Annotated in this window: 20 protein-coding genes and 1 tRNA gene; 6 read left to right on the forward strand and 15 right to left on the reverse strand. The window is 67.6% G+C overall.

Going from position 1 to position 16604, the window contains the following annotated elements:
* Nucleotides 1-1000 precede the first annotated feature (1000 nt).
* From AB0E69_RS05665 to AB0E69_RS05710, 10 genes are all read right to left on the reverse strand, one after another.
* Entirely contained in the window at nucleotides 1001-1435 is a 435-nt protein-coding gene (locus AB0E69_RS05665) for a hypothetical protein (protein ID WP_360140028.1), read from the reverse strand.
* Nucleotides 1436-1573: 138 nt separating this feature from the next.
* On the reverse strand, nucleotides 1574-1795 hold the full coding sequence (locus tag AB0E69_RS05670) for a helix-turn-helix transcriptional regulator (RefSeq protein ID WP_360140031.1): 222 nt from the start codon (nucleotides 1793-1795) through the stop codon (nucleotides 1574-1576).
* Entirely contained in the window at nucleotides 1795-2286 is a 492-nt protein-coding gene (locus tag AB0E69_RS05675; protein ID WP_360140034.1) for a DUF2975 domain-containing protein, read from the reverse strand. Before AB0E69_RS05675 ends, AB0E69_RS05670 begins: the two co-directional genes overlap by 1 nt.
* A 410-nt stretch (nucleotides 2287-2696) precedes the next feature.
* On the reverse strand, nucleotides 2697-3434 hold the full coding sequence (locus AB0E69_RS05680) for a hypothetical protein (protein WP_360140037.1): 738 nt from the start codon (nucleotides 3432-3434) through the stop codon (nucleotides 2697-2699).
* Between the two features lie 210 nt (nucleotides 3435-3644).
* Nucleotides 3645-3717, reverse strand: a tRNA-Arg gene (locus AB0E69_RS05685).
* A gap of 25 nt (nucleotides 3718-3742) precedes the next feature.
* On the reverse strand, nucleotides 3743-4906 hold the full coding sequence (locus AB0E69_RS05690) for a hypothetical protein (protein ID WP_360140040.1): 1164 nt from the start codon (nucleotides 4904-4906) through the stop codon (nucleotides 3743-3745).
* A gap of 218 nt (nucleotides 4907-5124) precedes the next feature.
* The gene (locus AB0E69_RS05695) at nucleotides 5125-5730 is read right to left on the reverse strand and encodes an META domain-containing protein (RefSeq protein WP_360140043.1); all 606 of its coding nucleotides are present in this window, start codon (nucleotides 5728-5730) and stop codon (nucleotides 5125-5127) included.
* Entirely contained in the window at nucleotides 5727-6239 is a 513-nt protein-coding gene (locus tag AB0E69_RS05700; protein ID WP_360140046.1) for a SigE family RNA polymerase sigma factor, read from the reverse strand. Before AB0E69_RS05700 ends, AB0E69_RS05695 begins: the two co-directional genes overlap by 4 nt.
* A gap of 103 nt (nucleotides 6240-6342) precedes the next feature.
* Complete coding sequence (locus AB0E69_RS05705) at nucleotides 6343-7644, reverse strand: alpha/beta hydrolase (protein WP_360140049.1); 1302 nt, start codon at nucleotides 7642-7644, stop codon at nucleotides 6343-6345.
* A gap of 163 nt (nucleotides 7645-7807) precedes the next feature.
* Complete coding sequence (locus tag AB0E69_RS05710) at nucleotides 7808-8413, reverse strand: hypothetical protein (RefSeq protein WP_360140052.1); 606 nt, start codon at nucleotides 8411-8413, stop codon at nucleotides 7808-7810.
* 167 nt (nucleotides 8414-8580) lie between these two features.
* Between AB0E69_RS05710 and AB0E69_RS05715 the strand changes: the two genes are divergently transcribed.
* The 5 genes from AB0E69_RS05715 to AB0E69_RS05735 are packed head-to-tail and all read left to right on the forward strand — an operon-like array spanning nucleotide 8581 to nucleotide 10584.
* The gene (locus AB0E69_RS05715) at nucleotides 8581-9285 is read left to right on the forward strand and encodes a hypothetical protein (protein WP_360140055.1); all 705 of its coding nucleotides are present in this window, start codon (nucleotides 8581-8583) and stop codon (nucleotides 9283-9285) included.
* On the forward strand, nucleotides 9282-9422 hold the full coding sequence (locus tag AB0E69_RS05720; RefSeq protein ID WP_165546350.1) for a hypothetical protein: 141 nt from the start codon (nucleotides 9282-9284) through the stop codon (nucleotides 9420-9422). The genes AB0E69_RS05715 and AB0E69_RS05720 overlap by 4 nt, the downstream gene beginning before the upstream one ends.
* Nucleotides 9419-9727 carry a hypothetical protein gene (locus AB0E69_RS05725; protein WP_360140058.1) on the forward strand — a complete coding sequence of 103 codons (309 nt, stop codon included), beginning with the start codon at nucleotides 9419-9421 and terminating at the stop codon, nucleotides 9725-9727. The genes AB0E69_RS05720 and AB0E69_RS05725 overlap by 4 nt, the downstream gene beginning before the upstream one ends.
* A complete protein-coding gene (locus tag AB0E69_RS05730) occupies nucleotides 9660-10055 on the forward strand; it encodes a hypothetical protein (RefSeq protein WP_360140061.1) in 396 nt (131 codons plus the stop codon). The genes AB0E69_RS05725 and AB0E69_RS05730 overlap by 68 nt, the downstream gene beginning before the upstream one ends.
* Nucleotides 10056-10065: 10 nt before the next feature.
* Entirely contained in the window at nucleotides 10066-10584 is a 519-nt protein-coding gene (locus AB0E69_RS05735) for a GNAT family N-acetyltransferase (protein WP_360140064.1), read from the forward strand.
* 54 nt (nucleotides 10585-10638) lie between these two features.
* Here AB0E69_RS05735 and mscL read toward each other — a convergent pair whose 3' ends face one another.
* From mscL to AB0E69_RS05750, 3 genes are all read right to left on the reverse strand, one after another.
* Nucleotides 10639-11028, reverse strand: a complete 390-nt coding sequence (mscL, locus tag AB0E69_RS05740) for a large conductance mechanosensitive channel protein MscL (protein ID WP_360140067.1) — start codon at nucleotides 11026-11028, stop codon at nucleotides 10639-10641.
* Between the two features lie 90 nt (nucleotides 11029-11118).
* Entirely contained in the window at nucleotides 11119-11748 is a 630-nt protein-coding gene (locus tag AB0E69_RS05745) for a hypothetical protein (RefSeq protein WP_360140070.1), read from the reverse strand.
* Nucleotides 11749-11802: 54 nt separating this feature from the next.
* A complete protein-coding gene (locus AB0E69_RS05750; protein WP_360140073.1) occupies nucleotides 11803-12153 on the reverse strand; it encodes an FmdB family zinc ribbon protein in 351 nt (116 codons plus the stop codon).
* 209 nt (nucleotides 12154-12362) lie between these two features.
* Between AB0E69_RS05750 and AB0E69_RS05755 the strand changes: the two genes are divergently transcribed.
* Entirely contained in the window at nucleotides 12363-14903 is a 2541-nt protein-coding gene (locus AB0E69_RS05755; protein WP_360140076.1) for a penicillin acylase family protein, read from the forward strand.
* A 31-nt stretch (nucleotides 14904-14934) separates the two neighbouring features.
* On the opposite strand, the gene AB0E69_RS05760 is transcribed toward AB0E69_RS05755, so the two are convergent.
* Both AB0E69_RS05760 and AB0E69_RS05765 read right to left on the reverse strand, forming a co-directional pair.
* Nucleotides 14935-15993, reverse strand: a complete 1059-nt coding sequence (locus tag AB0E69_RS05760) for a serine hydrolase domain-containing protein (protein WP_360140079.1) — start codon at nucleotides 15991-15993, stop codon at nucleotides 14935-14937.
* A complete protein-coding gene (locus AB0E69_RS05765) occupies nucleotides 15993-16550 on the reverse strand; it encodes a 5-formyltetrahydrofolate cyclo-ligase (RefSeq protein WP_360140082.1) in 558 nt (185 codons plus the stop codon). The genes AB0E69_RS05760 and AB0E69_RS05765 overlap by 1 nt, the downstream gene beginning before the upstream one ends.
* Nucleotides 16551-16604 lie beyond the last annotated feature (54 nt).

A 16604-nucleotide genomic window follows, 5' to 3' on the forward strand; every position in this document is an offset into this window, starting at 1 on the left:
GCCCACGGCTGGCGATGCTATTGCCGCGGGTCTCTCGCCGCGCACCGGGTGGCGTAGGTTTGCGGCCCGGCAAGGCGCAACAGCCTAGCCCAATACGGGGCGATGGTCAGGCCGATCGGGTCTCGTGACTGAAGCGCTTGCTCGCGCGCCACGGGCTCGCGAAGGATCCGCCGAGCTGTCAGTGGATCTGTCGATGAATGCCAGCCCCGTCCAGCCAAACTGACGGCCACGGTACGGCCAGCGCCAGGCGAGAAACAGTCAGACCGGGCAGGCGCTGGCAGATCTCAGCTCGGCTTGGTCAGCGTCTCATCCTGTGCCACGACCTCGGGCGTGGTGTCGGCATCGCTCAGGGCGGAGGTTGACGCTGACCTCGCTGGGCAAGCGGTCGAGCTGTGTCCTACGGCGAGCAACTGAGTCCGTGCAGCACCCTGCGGTTCTCGACGCGTTTCGTGTGCCGTTGACCGTCGGCAATTTCACCGTCGGTGTCTCGCAGTAGGAAGCGGTAAATGGCAGCTGCGCGTCTCCTGGCGGCAGTACTTGACACCGCGCTGCGACCCGCGGGTTCGCGGCTATCCGGGTGATGGGTCAGGCCGCGGTCGTGTGGCCGGTTGGAGATCGCCGGCCCGTGTTCGCGTGGGGTGAGGCGCGTCCTCCGCCTTGTCGCACTGCCTGGATCGCCGGGGTGCCGAGCATCGACTCGGCTGTCAATGGCTCCGTCAATGAATCCCAGCCATTTTTCGGGCAGATCAGGCACTACGGACACTGCGGGTGCAAGAAGATCCCGCGTGAGACACCCTCGCGTGTGACGGCCCGCGCACTTGTAAAGCGGTGACTTGACTTCATATCTCAGACCGATTGATAACGGATCTCGTCCGTTCCATGCCCTCGGCGCGAGTCGAAGTGTCGGCGTTGGGCAGCGGTCCGCAAGCCTTGCGTGGCGCGGCGGAGGTGCGAACGACAAACTGGAAATGAGGAGGCTCGTTGAGGTGCGGCTGCCGATCTAGTTCGGGAGACCAAGATCCCGACGGAAGGCTTCGAGCAAAGCTCGGCGCTCTTCGCTCGGCTTTGGCAGGGCGGGGGTGCCGGCTAGCAACGCGTCGCGGAAGACTCTTAGAACCGTGCTCATCGCCTGTCCGACATCCGGGCTGCCTGCGATGAGTGATACCTCGTTCTTCGTCGCAAGAGCGACAGTCAGCGCGGTCCATGCGTCGTCCGCAGGTGCAGACTCATTCGTCCACTTGGCAATCGCGGCGGCTACGTCCTCGACCTGGCGCTGGGCTAGCGCGTACGTCGTCCTACGCAGCTCATAAATACTTGAGGTGCGGCGTTCCCGAGCCTCGCGCCAAGCGCGCATCTCGGAGAAAGCGGCAGCCAGAGCGACGCCACCCAGTGCGAACAGTCCACCGCTGACGTCCATGAAGAACAGAGCCAGCATGTTGCTCAGAAATACACGCAGGCGGGCACCAATCGCGACTCGTGAGCCGTGAGAGTAGGCCGAGTCCTCTTCTGGGTCCTGCCGGGGCGGAGCGGTCATGCAAGCGGGATCGGCGAGGACGGCGGTCGCCGGCGCGGTTCATTCGCCGGTGGTGTCCTCGGCTTCCCACCGAAGCAGATCGCCGGGCTGGCACTTGAGCACTTCGCAGAGCGCAGCGAGTGTCGCAAAGCGCACGGCCTTGGCGCGGCCGTTCTTGAGCACAGCCAGGTTGGCGGGCGTGATCCCTACACGGTCTGCGAGTTCGCCCACGGACATCTTCCGCCTGGCCAGCATGACGTCGACGTCGACGGCGATCGGCATCAGATCACCTCGTCCAGCTCGGCCCGCAATTGCGCCGCTTCGACATCGCGGGCTACGGCCTGGGCCAGCAGCATCCGCAGCACGAGCACGATGAGCGCAACTCCCAAGATGGCCACGCCAATCCCGCCCATGATGAGGGTGACGCCCGGGTCATCTCGCTGGCCCGGCGCATTCACGGCCGTGACCGCGAACCACACGAACGCAGCCGCCACGATCGCGCCGATGATGACGTCCACGTACCGGAAGGCGGCATGGGAGAACACGGTTCCGCGTCGCACCATTGTCACCAGTCGCCATACACAGATCAGGGCGACCTGGGCCGTCCCGAGACCCAGAATCGTGATCACGCGCAGCGCGGTCAGCGGGAGCGACCCGTCCTCGGGGTCACTCCCGCTGACCAACGCCCACGCCATCGACGCCTGTCCGAACACGGCACCGGTGAGCACCACCACGAGCACGGTGCGCAGTGCGCGCACTGTCAGCTTCCCCACTGGCCTGTTCCTTCCATCGAGCTACGATGAGAATCTATCGAATGTCGATAGAACGAGGCAAGAGCTGGTCGGAGCAGAGGACCGCACCATTGCTTGACGCAGGCCGCGTTCGCCAACCGCAAGGCCGGCCGGCGTCCTGATCGCTGAGCACACCCGGCCCCCAGCACTGTCAAACGGCCCACTCGGGCCCGCCAAGAGCTGCTGAACCTGGCGTCGATCGCCACCCTCTTGCCAGCCCTACTCTCGCCGTCTGCCGGTCAGCGCCCGCGTCGCGGCGATCAGGGGACGCCCGTGGGATCATTCGTGGTGCGAAATGGGGTCAAAGAGGGTCAGTTAGTGAGGCCAGCGTCCCTTCGAACATGGACTTCTGACACCTAGAGAGGCTGGCTGCTAGACCATCATTGCCCCTTTTAATCCGCGGCGTGCCGGCTGATGGCGCTCCCGCTTCCGTCAATGAGGAATTTCAGGAGTCCGTGGCCAAATGGTGTGACAAGCCACCAGGGTGACGTGCCATACCTCGAGGTGCCGGTTGCGATGCAGCCGCTGCCGTCGAGCGTCGCCAAGAGATAGTCAAGACCTTCAGCCAACCACGGTAATGCTTCACGGACGTGTTCGGTTGCCCACTCCTGGGGCGCGCCAACAGGTCTCGCAGGCGGTTGGTCGTGGGGATTCCCGCCGATGGCCATATGGCGCAGAACCTGAATATGAGCTGGTTCAAAGTCCCGCAGCGCAACTACGAACAGGCGGTCAGTATCGATCCGCGCATCGTCTCGAATGCCATCAGCAAGCAGCCTTGCGAGGCCGACGATCTTCTCTTCGTCGGCGAACCGCCAGGCGGCGTCCACGACGTTCGCCAACAGGGCTTGTCGGCGCGGCGACTCAGCGCTCCAGCTGCCTAGATCGACTGGAGTGACACCGGCGAACTCCGCACCAAGCTGCGCGACGCGAGCGGCGTTCTCAGCTGCCTGTTTGTCGTATGCCGCGATCTGCTCAAATATCGGCACAAGTCCGCTCGCCGCCATTGCTGCCCCAACGGGCCCGACAACCGGCGTCAGTGCGAGACCGACCGCTGAGGCTGCGATGCCGGCGACGGCGCGACGCGCTGCGTCGGCGTGATCGGAGCGGTCAGATCCGATATCAGGTGACATGCCTTCAGGCTCTCTCGATGGCGCGTAGCGGTGGGTCAGTTTCAAGCTCCCCCGTCAATTCCGGCTACAGCTTCGAAGAGCGCGAACCCTCCGAAGCGTCCTCCAGTTGACTCAAACCATCGGTAGTTCGCACCATGGATGGCCCCACGCCGGAGTGTATGTCAAGGGATTGCGTGGCCGGACACGCCTGTGACCTGAATGTTTGTCCAGTGCCCCCGGCAGGATTCGAACCTGCGACGCACGGTTTAGGAAACCGACGCTCTATCCCCTGAGCTACGGGGGCGTAGCCGGGGACAGCTTAGCGGAGGTTAGTTGGTGAGGGCGTAGACGCCTAGGTGGCCGGTGATGGAGTTGTAGCGTTCGGCGTAGAGGGTGGTGCAGCGGGAGTTGGTGCAGCCGGCGCCGGCGAAGGCTATGCCTCGGACGGTGGCGGCGGTGGAGCCGCGGCGGGTGTAGACAGGGCCGCCGGAGTCGCCGCCCATGATGGCGATCTGGCCGCCGCGGGTGGCGCGGATGACGTACGTCGTGCAGCCGGCGGAGTCGCAGTACTTCGCCGACACCGAGCGGACCGTGAGGCCGCAGAGTGATGTGCTGAAGCTGCCGGACTGGCAGACGAGCGTGCCGACACCGGGGTCGCCGCCGCCGGTGACGCTGCGGGTGTTGGCGCTGTCGCCGGGACCATCCGTCCAGATCTTCGAGCCGTACGCGCTGCCGGTGACCAGCGCCTGGTCGTAGTCCGGGTAGTCGGTGCGGACCGTCGTGGTGCCGTAGTAGTTGCTGCCCGAGTTCCACACCGTGCCGGGAATGCCGCAGTGCCCGGCCGTGACCGAGCCGCGCTGCCCGTTGGAGCGCCGTACGACGGAGAAGCCGGCCGAGCAGTTCTTCAGCGCCGACGTGATCCGCGCGCCACCCCAGTGGCCGCCCTTCGGCGTGTCACTCAGCCGCGTGGTCCGAGCGAGTGAGCTGGCGACCAGCTGTACGCCGGACAGTCCGCGCAGCCCGGCCAGTGACTCAGCCGAGGTGCTGGCCTGGTCGTACTCGACCACGACGTCCTCGGTCAGCGGATCCAGGTCCGCGGCGAACGTCGTACTGGCGGCGTCGGTCGACCAGGAGCGGGCGCCGACCGAGTTCCAGGTGTCGGCGATCGCCTGCGCCGAGCGGCAGCTGCGCTCGACCCGGACCAGCTGCTTACCGGCCGCCGGCACGTTGCGGGTCATCGCGGCCTGGTACTTCTTCGCGTCCAGCTTCGCCGAGTCGACCACGACCTTGTAACCCGTGGTCGCCGAGCCGACCACACCGATCACGCCCTGGCTCAGGCCGTACGGCAGGCCGGACTTCGGCCGGCCGGTCGCGTCGAGCGGCTCGAGCGAGCGGATGGCGGCGGAGATGCCGTCACCCATCGACTCGCCGAGCGGTCGTGCGTCCGAAGCGGACGTCGGCTGAGCGAGTCGCTTCGTCTCGGTCGAGCTCACGCTCGGTTGAGCGTGTGAGCAGGCCGCAACCGCCGTCACGGCACCGGATGACGGTGCCGTGAGGGTGACTGCGAAGAGTGGGATCACGCCGAGGGTCAGCAGCGGGACGGTGGCAGAGAGTCGCACAAGGCTCCCCAAATCGGTGGACGGGCTCCTAGATCGTCCGATCAGGAACTCCGTTCAGTCAAGAGCCGATCACCGTCCGCAAGCAAATTTGACTACCGTGTGCGAGCGTATCTCGCAAGTTGGTGCCCGTCGGCGCCGAAGAACTGGAGGCTGTCCCCGTCCATCGCGATCCGCTTGGCGCCCTGCATGACCGAGGTATGCGGTACGGCGTTACAGCCGATCAGGTGCTGCGGGCCGGCCGTCGCGCTGAACTCGCCGCGCTGACCGATCGTGTACGTCCCCTGCAGCCCGTTGCAGCCGTCGGAGCCGCCCCACGTCCCGTCCGGACGCAGGATCAGCACCGGATCGTCCGGGCGCGGAGCCTTCAGCGAGGTGACTCCAACCATCTCGACGGCCCGCCACGTCCCGGATACGGTCTGCGCGGTCAGTGGCTTCGGTGCCGGTGTGGTCGCGGCCGGCGTCTGCCCGCCGGCGACCGGCGGCTGCGCCGGCTTGCTGTTCGAACCTGCCAGCCCGAAGCCCACGATGGCGATCGCCGCGACCGCGACGGCGGCCGCGCCGGAGACGATCCAGGTACGGCGCTGAGCGCGGCGGGCGCCCGTGGTGGCGCGCTCGGTCAGGTCGGCGACCGGCGGCACCGAGGCCGCGGCGCGCTCCAAGGTTCCCCGCAGGTCATCCTCGAGATCGGTGTTGCTCACGACAACCTCTCATCAACACGTGGGGACTCGTTCGCCCCGGAATAGGCCGGGCGCCGGCGTAGCGTCGCGAGCGCCCTGCTGGCGGTCGCCCGGACGGACGACGGCTTGATGCCGAGCAGGTCGGCGATCGTCTGGTCGTCCAGGTCCTGGTAGTAGCGCAGGACCAGCACGACCCGCTCCCGTGCGGACAGCGTCGCGAGGGCCCGCCACAGGTCGTCCGAGGTCGCGATCTCGACGGCGTGGTCGGGCACCGTGCGCTCCGGGTCGAGCTCCGCCGTCGGGGCCTCGGTGAAGGACCGGCGCCGGGTCATCGACAGGTACTCGTTGACCAGGATCCGCCGGACGTAGTGGTGCGGATCGTCCGCGTTCCGCACCTTGCGCCAGGAGCGGAACGCCTGCATCAGTGCGATCTGGGCCAGGTCCTCCGCCCGCTGGTAGTCGCCGGAGACGGTGAACCCGAGCCGCACCAGTTCCTGCCCACGGGCGGATACATACTCCTCGAACTCCACTCGCGACTCCCTGGCTGGGCGTACAACACCTCACACTTATTAGACGCATCCACTCGTCCACGTGCTGCAACTGTTGCCGCACAGTTCGATCTCACCAGGCGGACTAGGCCAGTAGGAACGAGCGGACCGCCTCCGCGCCACGCGGATCTCGCTGCACACTGTGCCCACTTCCGGGTACGACGACCAGTTGCGCCGACCGCGCGTGCGCCTTCTCCCACTGCGACCATTCGAGCGGGCAGAACAGGTCGTTGCTGCCGTGCAGGATCAACGTCCGCGGCAACAGGACCTGAGCGGCCGGGTACGTCGATACGCGAGGGGCCGGCCACCGCAGGCAGCCCTGGATCATCAGCTGGCTCCGCGCGGTCGCCACGTCGTACGGATAGAGGTGCTGCGGGTCCAGGCGGCGTACTGCGGTATCGAGGGCGGCGGCGCGGCCGGTCGTGCCGGACCACGGGAAGTGGAGGTCGGAGCACAGCGTGGCCATGTGCAGTCCGGCGGAGAGCGTGTCGTACGTCAGACCCTTGCTGGTGGTCTCCTCGAACAGCTGCTTCAGCTGGGTGTCGTCGCCGGCACGAGCTGCGTGGAGGGTTGCCGGGATGCCTTTGAGGGATGGGTTGACCGAGTTGAGGCTCGCGACGGACAGGGACTCCATCAGGTCGGTGCCGCTGACGCCGTGCTGCACCAACCAGGCCAGGTCAGCCACTGGGTCCGTCGTACAGCTCGGGTCCTGGCGGCACGCGGCGGTCAGTACTGTGCCGGTTGCAGCCATCAGGTCCACACCCGTTGGGTCAAAGCCCTTGTGGGGTACGACGGAGTCGAGCACTAGGGCTCGTACATGGTCCGGATACTTCAGTCCGTACTGCGCCGCCGTGAAGCTGCCGTACGACGTCCCGTCGACGGTGATCCGGTCCGCTTTGAGGGACTGGCGCAGCTGCTCGATGTCGTCGACGCTGTCGGGTGTGCCGTAGTACCCGAGGGTGGAGCCGAGCAGCATCGCGCACTGGTCCACCGCCGTGGCGGGCGGTGTCAGGAAGTCGGAACCGCCCACAGTCCGTTGTAGAGAAGGGCAATTGATGCCCCGCACGCCAGTGCCGCGTTGGTCGAACATGACGAGTCGGTACTCGCTCTGCAGCTCCGGCGAGAGGTTGTTGCGCAGACGTGGCAGCAGTGGAACTCCAGGCTGCCCAGGTCCGCCGCTGAGTATCAGCAGCACGCCGCGTGGTGCGTCGGTGTTGTCGGCTGCGATCACGGCCAGGTCGAGCGTTGTGCCGTTCGGGCGCTGACGATCGAGTGGCACGTGCAGTGTGCTGCAGGTGAAGCGGGGTGTACAGGCGGACTGCCCTGCTGGTGCTGAGCATCCGGTCAGGACGAGCACCACCGCACACAGCAGCCGGATCGATCGCATGCACCCCTCCTGCTTGGCAGGGTGCGGCACGGGACCGGCTGCCGCAACCTGCCTTGCGGGTCGACCTCGAGAGGGACCCGCAAGGCAGGCGCGGGTTTGACCCCGGTCCGGACGGCTTCGGGGTGCGCGTCCGGCTCAGGGCCAGCACAGGGCCAGCACAGGGTCAGCGCAGGCCGAGCGACTTGATCAGCTCGGGCGTCACCTGGCGTGGTGCCGGCAGGGTGCCGGGCTTGCCCTGGCCTTCCAGCGACGTCGCCACCAGGCGACGGCAGCCGAAGGCCTCGGCGGTGTAGGAGAGCACGCCGCGGTCGTTGTCGGTGAACCGCAGAACGTAGGTCGGGCCGAGCTCCTTGGTGCAGATGCCCGGTTTCGTGGCCACGGGTTTCGCGGCGTTGACCAGGGCGAAGAGGTCGGTCGCCTGCTTCGCGCTGCGCTTGGTGGTGACGGTTGCGTAGTCCTGTCCGGACGCCTCGGCGTCGTACTGGCAGACGGTCACGCTGACCGGGTTGAACGAGGAGGTCGCCGCGCCCTTGCCCCAGACCACCTTGTCGGTGGCGGCGCGAACGGCCGCGATGGTCTCGGGGCAGTCGGTGCTCGGGGTGCCGCTGGGAGTGGGCGACGGCGTTGGGGTGCCGGGGGTGGTCGGCGTGTCAGTGGGCTGGGCGGCGGGCGGGGACGTGGCGCTCTCGTTACCGCAGGCGGCGGCAACCCCGAGCACAGCCACGACGAGCGTCGCACCGATCAGGCCCCGTGTCCGTAGTGCACTCACGACTCGGTCCTTCCGGGTTGGCAAGGTCACCCATGATGGTGGAACGGCGTCACGTCGCGCGTGCCGGAACATCACGGCGGCGCGTCGTTCCGGTCACGCCGCCGGATCGATCGGCAACCGAGGCGGACCTGTAACGCACCCGGACTGGCCGATTACGATGTCGTGTCGTGAGCCCGAAGAGAGACGACGCCGCCAACGCTCAGCGCGCACGCGACGAGTGGCAGCTCGCCGTCGACTGGGCGCGCTGGCTGCTCGCCGGCAATGCTCCACAGGCGCTCACCATGTACGGGCTCGTGCTCGAGCAGGGCGAGGTCGCCTACGTCCAGACCATCGCGCAGTACGCGCGGTTGTACGGCGGCAATGGCCGGTACACGCAGAGCGGCGGGTTGTTCATCGGCAATCCGACCTTCGTGCTCGGCATGATGGCCGCCAACGCTGCGGTGAACGCCAGTCGCCGGGCTGCCGCGCGCCGGGACATGGAACAGATGTGGCGAGATGTCCAGGAGTTGCCGGTTGTCGCGACCAACTACCGGTTGCTGTGTCACCTCCCGACCAAGGGCTGGATGAGCTTCTACTACAGCGCGGTGCAGGAGTTCTATCCCGATCCGGTGAACTGGATGCTCACCTTCGGGTTCTCGAACGCCGTGCCGTTGCGGTTGTCCGGTCTGGCCACGCCGACCTTGTCTGTTCTCACCTCCTGGTGTGTGCTCGGAACCGACCGCTGGCCAGGCGAACCGGGGATCGCGCCGCTGGTCCAGGCCGCCATTGGGCCGCAGTTGCGCGGCGGAGCCGGAGCGGACGTCCAAGGCGAGGTGGTCCAGGGTGAAATCGGTCCCGGTGAGCCCCGCGGACTAGGTAATCTGGAGCCATGACGAGCCCGTACGAAGACGACGAGCCGCTGTTGCCCGAGCAGACCCGCGACGACGACCCGCGGACCTGGGGAGACAACGATTTCGGCAGCGACGACGACGAACGCATCCTCAACGAGGTCCCCCCGCACCACGGATGACCGGTTCCGTATTTCTCGTCCACGGTGGCCTGTGGGACGCCATGGACGCAGAAGCCTTCTGGGGTACGACGGGCATCGTCGACGGGTTGTCGTCGTACGGCCTGCGCGTGCTCGCGCCCGACCGGCCGCAGTACCCGCTCGGGTGGGACGTCGAGATCGAGGCACTCGGTGAACAGCTGTCGAAGCAGAGTGGACCGGTTTCGAATCGTTGGGGCCTCCAATGGGTGTACGACGGCGGTGCTGCTGGCGGAGCGGTTTCCGGAGCTGGTCGACCGGCTGCTGCTCGCCTGGCCGGCGACTGGTGACGATGTCGCGCTGAACGCGCGGACCCGGGTCGGTCTGACGGAACGTGGGTGTCCTCCCGATGTCGCCGACGGTTTACTCGGTGGTGGGATTCTGCGTGGCGTGACGGCCCTCACCCTGGACGGCCTCGGGACCCGGGAGCCGCGTATTCGGGTGGCGGTGCTGCCTTCGGTGCCGGAGAATCCGTCGCATCAGCGGAGGACGGTCGACGCGTTGCTGCGGTCGGTCCGGGGGAGTCGCGAGCTGGCCGGGTGTCCCGAACCGCCGACGCCCGGCTTTCCGCCTTTCCTGGACCAGCTGGTGCGAACGATCGCCGGGTTCGTCAACTGAGGGGAAGAGCGTGGAGCTTCGGGGGTTTTCGGACGGGTACGGCGCCCAGGTCGCGAGCTGGGCCGTGGACGCGAAGGAAGTGGCGCTCCTGTCCGGGCGGGTCGAGTACCCGTTCCCGGAGGAGTTGCGGACGAGCTGGCGAAATGTCGACTCGGACATCCACTCCTATCTGTTGTTCGACGGCGAGCAGCCGGTCGGGTACGGCGAGATCTGGCTCGACGACGAGGAGGACGAGGTCGAGCTGGCCCGGATCATCCTGGATCCGGAGGTCCGTGGTCGTGGGTTCGGTCGGGAGCTCGTTCAGGCGTTGCTCGGGCCGGCATTGGACGCCGGGTACTCGGAGGTTTTCTTGCGGGTCCGCCCGGAGAACGCGGCGGCGATCCGGACCTATCTGGGCTCGGGCTTCGTCGATGTCCCGGCCGCGTTGATGGAGGAGTGGAACGACGGGCAACCCGTCCCGTACCGCTGGATGCGGTACGCGGGAGAGGACGCTGTCGAGCAGGTAGGCGCCGGCGAGCTCAGGGGCTGAGGAACGCGCCTACCTGCTCCGGTGATGCTTACAGCTGACGTGCTCCGGTGGTGCTTACAGCTGGCGGGCGCGCAGTAGGTCGCGGATCTCGGTGAGCAGCTCCTGGTCCGTGGTCAGCGGAGTTGGCTCCGGCTCCTGGCCGCGCCGGCGCCGCTCGGCCAGCTTGTTGAGCGGCATCACGATCAGGAAGTAGACGGCGGCCGCGGTGAACAGGAAGTTCAGCAAGGCCTGCAGGATGATCCCGATCGAGAAGATCGCGTCGTTGATCTTGAACGTCCAGACGCCGCTGATGTTGGTCTCGCCGAAGATTGCGGCGACCAGCGGGTTGATCAGACCCTCGACGACGGCCTGGACGACCTTGGCGAAAACACCGCCGATCACGAGGGCGACGGCGAGGTCGACGACGTTGCCGCGCATGATGAATTCTTTGAAGCCCTTGAGCATGAGGGATGTGCCTCCACGAAACGGGTTTTGTACCCGAGCAACGTATGGGCCGCGGACCTGCAAGGGCGAGGGAGCGCGCCGAGGCGAGGGTCAGCTCGTGTCCGGGGTCAGCGCGACGGTGATTCTGGAGTTGGCCGTGGCCTGGGCCAGTCGGGTCGCCGTCTCCGGTGACGTCGCCACCACGATCAGCGCACCGGCCGACGCCGTACGCGGGGTTGGCAGGGCGACGACCGGGACGGATCGAGCGAGCAGACCTGCGGTGCCGGACGCCGTACTCGTGGCGGCGTAGAGGTTCACGCGGTCGCCGACCCGGAGGAGGGCGCTGATGTCGGCGTCGTCGATCCGGAAGGGATACGCGAGCGAGCCATCGGGCACGGCCGGTGGGCCGAGGAAACGGGCATCCGTCAGCGGCTCGCCGGCTCGGACCGGTCCGCTGAGCACGCGGGAGGTCAGATCCGCGCCGGGTCTGAGCGCACCGGTCGGGACCACGGCGGGCGGTAGCTCGAGGGTGCGCACGTCGCCGCGCTCGGGCACGGCTCCTCCGGCGAGATCTCGCGCAGCGGCCAGGACCGCGACCGTCGGCGGAGGAGCCGGGGAGAGCGCGTGCAGCGCGAAGTACACAGCAGCGGCGGCGGCGACGCCGGCCAGAAGCCGGCGATGCCATCGAGCTGCCTGGAGGAGGTGGCGAAACAGGTCACGAAGCGAGGGAGGGTTTGTCATGCCAGAGAAAGTACGAGTTTCGCCGGCATCCCTTCCTCAGTTATCCACAGGGGATCAGGCTGCGCTGGTCGAGGACGACCCGCTGCTGCTCGAGGACCCCCCGGACGACGACGAACCACCGGAGCTCGACGAGGACGAGCTCGAGGACTCCGACTTGCCAGAGGAGGAGGCTGCGGACTCGGACTTGGCCGCTGCAGGCGCCGGCGTAGAGCTCGAGCCGTTGCCGTTCGAGCGGCTGTCGGTCCGGTAGAAACCGGAACCCTTGAACACGACGCCCACCGCGTTGAAGACCTTGCGCAGGTTGCCCTGGCAGTTCGGGCACACGGTCAGGGCGTCGTCGGTGAAGCTCTGCCGCACCTCGAGGGCTTCGCCACAATCGGTGCACTGGTACTGGTACGTCGGCACGTCGGTTCCCTTCAGGCCGCTGGCACTCCTACTACCCGACTGCTAATAATGCGTCAGCAGCCCGAAGTATTCCAACTCGGCACCGGCGCGGCCCGGAACCGGGCACCGCCAGGAGTCCACGCTCCGTTCATCGGCGGCGGACGCAGAGCAACGCAAAGTTGTGCGGACCCCATTTGGGGTGCGCGCGGGGATTCTCTACGGTTGGGTCCGTGCGTCGCCTGCTTCGAGTCGTCATAGTCACCGGAATCGTGCTCGGCACGGTCCTCCTGGTGATCGCCGGTACCGTCGTTTTCGTCGTCCGCCACTCGTTCCCGACGTACGACGGGACGCTCGAGCTGGACGGTCTGGACGGCGATGTCAGCGTGGTCCGGGACGCCAACGGTATCCCGCAGATCTACGCCGACTCACCGGCCGACCTGTTCGCGGCGCAGGGCTACGTAGCCGCACAGGACCGGTTCTTCGAGATGGACTTCCGCCGGCACGTCACCTCGGGCCGGCTGAGCGAACTGTTCGGCAAGGACGCCTTGGAGACGGACAAGTTCGTCCGTACCCTCGGCTGGCGTCGGGTGGCCGAGCAGGAGCTGCCGCTGCTGAGCGCCACGACGCACCAGTACCTCGACGACTACGCACGCGGCGTCAACGCCTACCTGGAGAAGCACAGCGGCTCCGGCCTGAGCCTGGAGTACGCCGTACTGTCGCTGCAGCCCGGCGGTCCGAAGAACTACACCCCGGAGCCGTGGACCGCGGCCGACTCACTGGCCTGGCTCAAGGCAATGGCCTGGGACCTCGGCGGCAACATGGACGAGGAGCTGACCAGGACGAAGCTGCTGGCGGCCTTCCCGGCGCGCAACATCGAGAGCCTCTACCCGTCGTACCCCTACGACCGGAACCAGCCGATCATGTCGACCGGCACCGTCGGCAGGGACGGCAAGTTCACCACCACGCTCGACAACGCCGAGGCCCGGCGCGGCATGCTCACCCCGGACCTGCTCAAGTCGCTCGACTCGGTGCAGAAGGTCGCCAAGGGCCTGCCTGAGCTGCTCGGCCAGGGTGACGGCATCGGCTCGAACTCGTGGGTCGTCTCCGGCGACCACACCACCACCGGCAAGCCGCTGCTGGCCAACGACCCGCACCTCGGCCCGACCATGCCAGGCATCTGGACGCAGGTCGGTCTGCACTGCAACAACGTCGGCAAGGCCTGCCCGTTCGATGTCGCCGGCTTCAGCTTCTCCGGCCTGCCCGGTGTGGTGATCGGTCACAACAACGCGATCTCCTGGGGCTTCACCAACCTCGACCCCGACGTCCAGGACCTCTACCTGGAGCGGATCCAGGGCAACAAGGTGCTCTACAACAACCGGTGGACCGACATGGCGACCCGGGAGGAGACCTTCAAGGTCGCGGGGGAGGAGCAGCCGGTCAAGATCACCGTGCGGGTGACCAGGCACGGTCCGCTCGTCTCCGACGTCGGCGAGGACGAGCGCAAGGCCGGCGAGCAGGCCGCCAAGCAGGGCAAGTACCCGACGGCGTACGGCGTCTCGCTGCAGTGGACCGCACTGAACCCCGGCCGCACCGCCGACGCACTGTTCGACATCAACAAGGCCCAGGACTGGACCCAGTTCCGCGAGGCCGCGAAGTTCTTCCAGGTCCCCTCGCAGAACCTCGTGTACGCCGACACCGACGGCCACATCGGGTACCAGGCGCCGGGACTGATCCCGATCCGGTCGGTCGGCCGTGGTGACTGGCCGGTCCCCGGCTGGGACCCGCGGTACCGCTGGAAGGGCTATATCCCGTTCGACGCGTTGCCGACCGAGTTCGACCCACCGGACGGGATCATCGTCACCGCCAACCAGGCCGTCGTCCCGCGGACGTACCAGTACTACCTGACCAACGACTGGGACTACGGCTACCGCTCGCAGCAGATCCTCGATCGGATCAAGGCCGCCGGGAAGCTGGACGCCAACGCGATGGCGTCGATCCAGATGGACACCAAGAACCGGGCCGCCGAGACGCTGGTGCCGTACCTGCTCCAGATCGGGATCGACGACGCGTTCGAGAAGCAGGGCCAGGACACCCTGCGGAACTGGGACTTCACCCAGCCGGCCGACTCCGCGGCGGCGGCGTATTTCAATGTCGTCTGGCGCAACCTGCTCGCGCTGACCTTCCACGACCAGCTCCCCGAGGGCACCTGGCCCGACGGCGGGTCGCGCTGGTTCGAGGTGATCCACATGCTGCTCGGCCAGCCGAACAGCGGCTGGTGGGACAACATCCGGACCCCGCAGCGGGAGAACCGCGACGACATCCTGCGCGAGGCGCTGATCGACGCCCGGACCGAGATCACCCAGAAGATGGCCCGGGACCCGGCGCAGTGGCAGTGGGGCCGGCTGCACAAGCTCACGCTGACCAACCAGACGCTGGGCGAGTCCGGGATCAGTGCGGTCGAGAAGATCTTCAACCGCGGTCCGTACGAGCTCGGCGGCGGTACGTCGATCGTCGACGCGACCTCCTGGGACGCCTCCGAGGGGTACCGCGTGACCGCGTCGCCGTCGATGCGGATGGTCGTGGACCTGTCGGACTTCGACCAGTCCAGGTGGGTCAACCTGACCGGTGTGTCCGGGCACGCGTTCTCCTCGAACTACGTCGACCAGACCGAGCTGTGGGTCAAGGGCGAGACGCTGCAGTGGGCGTACACCAAGGGCGCCGTGGAGGCGACGCGCAAGCACTCGCTCACCTTCAGCAAGTCCGACGGCTGACACATACCAGGTCAGCACCTCGGCGACACGCCTACCAGGTGGGCGCCTCGGCGAACAGCTCTTCCGGCCAGGTCCACAGCGCCCGCTGGGTCAGCAGGATCGAGATGGTCCCGTCAGCGGGCGTGGTCGACCACAGTGTGCCCAGACCGCCCGCCCAGCCGTACCGGTCCGAGCTGACGGAGACGCCGTAGCCCCAGCCGGTGTCCGGTCCGAGGAACCCCTCGGCAGCCACACGCTGTGCCGGGGTGAGGTGGTCCGTCGTCATCTCCGCGACCGCAGCCGGTGACAGCACGCCCGCGCCACCGGCCAGCAGCATCCGGGCGAACGCGTGGAAGTCGTCAACCGTCGAGACGAGCCCACCGCTCGCGTCGGGGAACGACGGCGGCATCAGCCACTGGCTGCCGACAGCCGGATCCAGCACGTCGTCTCCGACGTACGCCGTGGTCAGCCGGGACGAGTCGAAAGCGGTGAAGCTAGTGTCGTGCATGCCGAGCGGCTCGAAGATGCGCTCGCGGAGGAAGTCCTCCAGCGGCTGGTCGGTGACCCGGGCGATCAGAACACCGAGCACGTGCGAGCCGGTCGAGTACAGCCACTGCTCGCCCGGTTGGTACTGCAGTGGCAGTGTTCCGAGCCGACTCATCCACTCGTCCGGCTCCAGCGCAGTCCGGGGGACAGGCGGCCCAAAGGTGTGCAGTCCGAGCTCCTGCTCGCGCTCCCGCAGCGCAGGGTTGTCCGACTCGCCCAGACCGAGTCGGAAGGTCAGAAGGTCCCGCAGCGTGATCGGCCGGCTCGCCGGCACGGTGTCCTCGAGCGGTCCGTCCGGCTGGCGCAGTACGACGGGATACGCGAGCTCCGGCAGTACGTCGGCCACCGGTGCGTCCATGGAGAGCCGCAGCTCGTCGACCAGGATCATGGCCGCGGCCGCAACGATCGGCTTGGTGAACGACGCCACCCGGAACAGGCTGTCCCGCTGCATGGGCGGACCGTCGTACGCCAGGCTGCCCAGCACCGCGACGCGGGCCTCGTCTCCGCGACTGACGAGGCTGATGAGCCCAGGGACAACCCCGTTGTCGACGTACGTGCGCAGCATCAGCTCTGTCCACCTCTCAGCGGGACCAATCGCGTTGGTGTGAGTGCCGCGTCGACCAGGTGGTCGTGCGGGTCGGAGGGGAGCGCCTCGACGATCTCGGAGTCGTACACGGCGGCCCAGATCGGCGTACCCGGGTTGGCCCGGGCGAGCGCGCGGTCGTACGAGCCGCCGCCCCGGCCGAGGCGTACGCCGTTGCGGGCGACGGCGACGGCCGGACAGATGATCAGGTCGGCGGTGGCGATCGCGTCGGAGCCCAGGTCGGTCGGTGGCTCGGCCAGGCCGAGGCGGCCGGGGACCAGGTCGGCCGCGCCGGGCGCGATGCCCCAGCCCAGGTCGTTGTCGGCGTACAGGATCGGCAGCAGCACCTCGTGGTGGGTGGCGAGCAGCCAGTCGATCAGACCGCCGGTCCGCGGCTCGCGTCCCATCGAGACGTACAGGGCGACCCGGTGCACGTCGGGCAGGGCTTGCTGTGCGCTGGCGAGCAGGTCGCCCGTGCACGCCTGCTCACTTCGGGCACCGAGAAAGTACTGCCGCACCACGGCCTTGGTCTGAACCACAGTCGAATCGTATGAGCGTGACCCGGACAACACTGGGATTAGCGGCTGTCCCCT

Origin of the sequence: Kribbella sp. NPDC026611 (assembly GCF_040638345.1) — a bacterium.
In the GTDB taxonomy this organism is placed as follows: domain Bacteria; phylum Actinomycetota; class Actinomycetes; order Propionibacteriales; family Kribbellaceae; genus Kribbella.

Excerpts from the sequence above, each read along its gene's own strand:
- AB0E69_RS05665 (WP_360140028.1), bottom strand. The coding sequence starts at position 1,435 with ATGCTGGCTCTGTTCTTCATGGACGTCAGCGGTGGACTGTTCGCACTG.
- AB0E69_RS05670 (WP_360140031.1), bottom strand. The coding sequence starts at position 1,795 with ATGCCGATCGCCGTCGACGTCGACGTCATGCTGGCCAGGCGGAAGATG.
- AB0E69_RS05680 (WP_360140037.1), bottom strand. The coding sequence starts at position 3,434 with ATGTCACCTGATATCGGATCTGACCGCTCCGATCACGCCGACGCAGCG.
- AB0E69_RS05705 (WP_360140049.1), bottom strand. The coding sequence starts at position 7,644 with ATGCGATCGATCCGGCTGCTGTGTGCGGTGGTGCTCGTCCTGACCGGA.
- AB0E69_RS05720 (WP_165546350.1), top strand. The coding sequence starts at position 9,282 with ATGACGAGCCCGTACGAAGACGACGAGCCGCTGTTGCCCGAGCAGACC.
- AB0E69_RS05725 (WP_360140058.1), top strand. The coding sequence starts at position 9,419 with ATGACCGGTTCCGTATTTCTCGTCCACGGTGGCCTGTGGGACGCCATG.
- mscL (WP_360140067.1), bottom strand. The coding sequence starts at position 11,028 with ATGCTCAAGGGCTTCAAAGAATTCATCATGCGCGGCAACGTCGTCGAC.
- AB0E69_RS05745 (WP_360140070.1), bottom strand. The coding sequence starts at position 11,748 with ATGACAAACCCTCCCTCGCTTCGTGACCTGTTTCGCCACCTCCTCCAG.
- AB0E69_RS05760 (WP_360140079.1), bottom strand. The coding sequence starts at position 15,993 with ATGCTGCGCACGTACGTCGACAACGGGGTTGTCCCTGGGCTCATCAGC.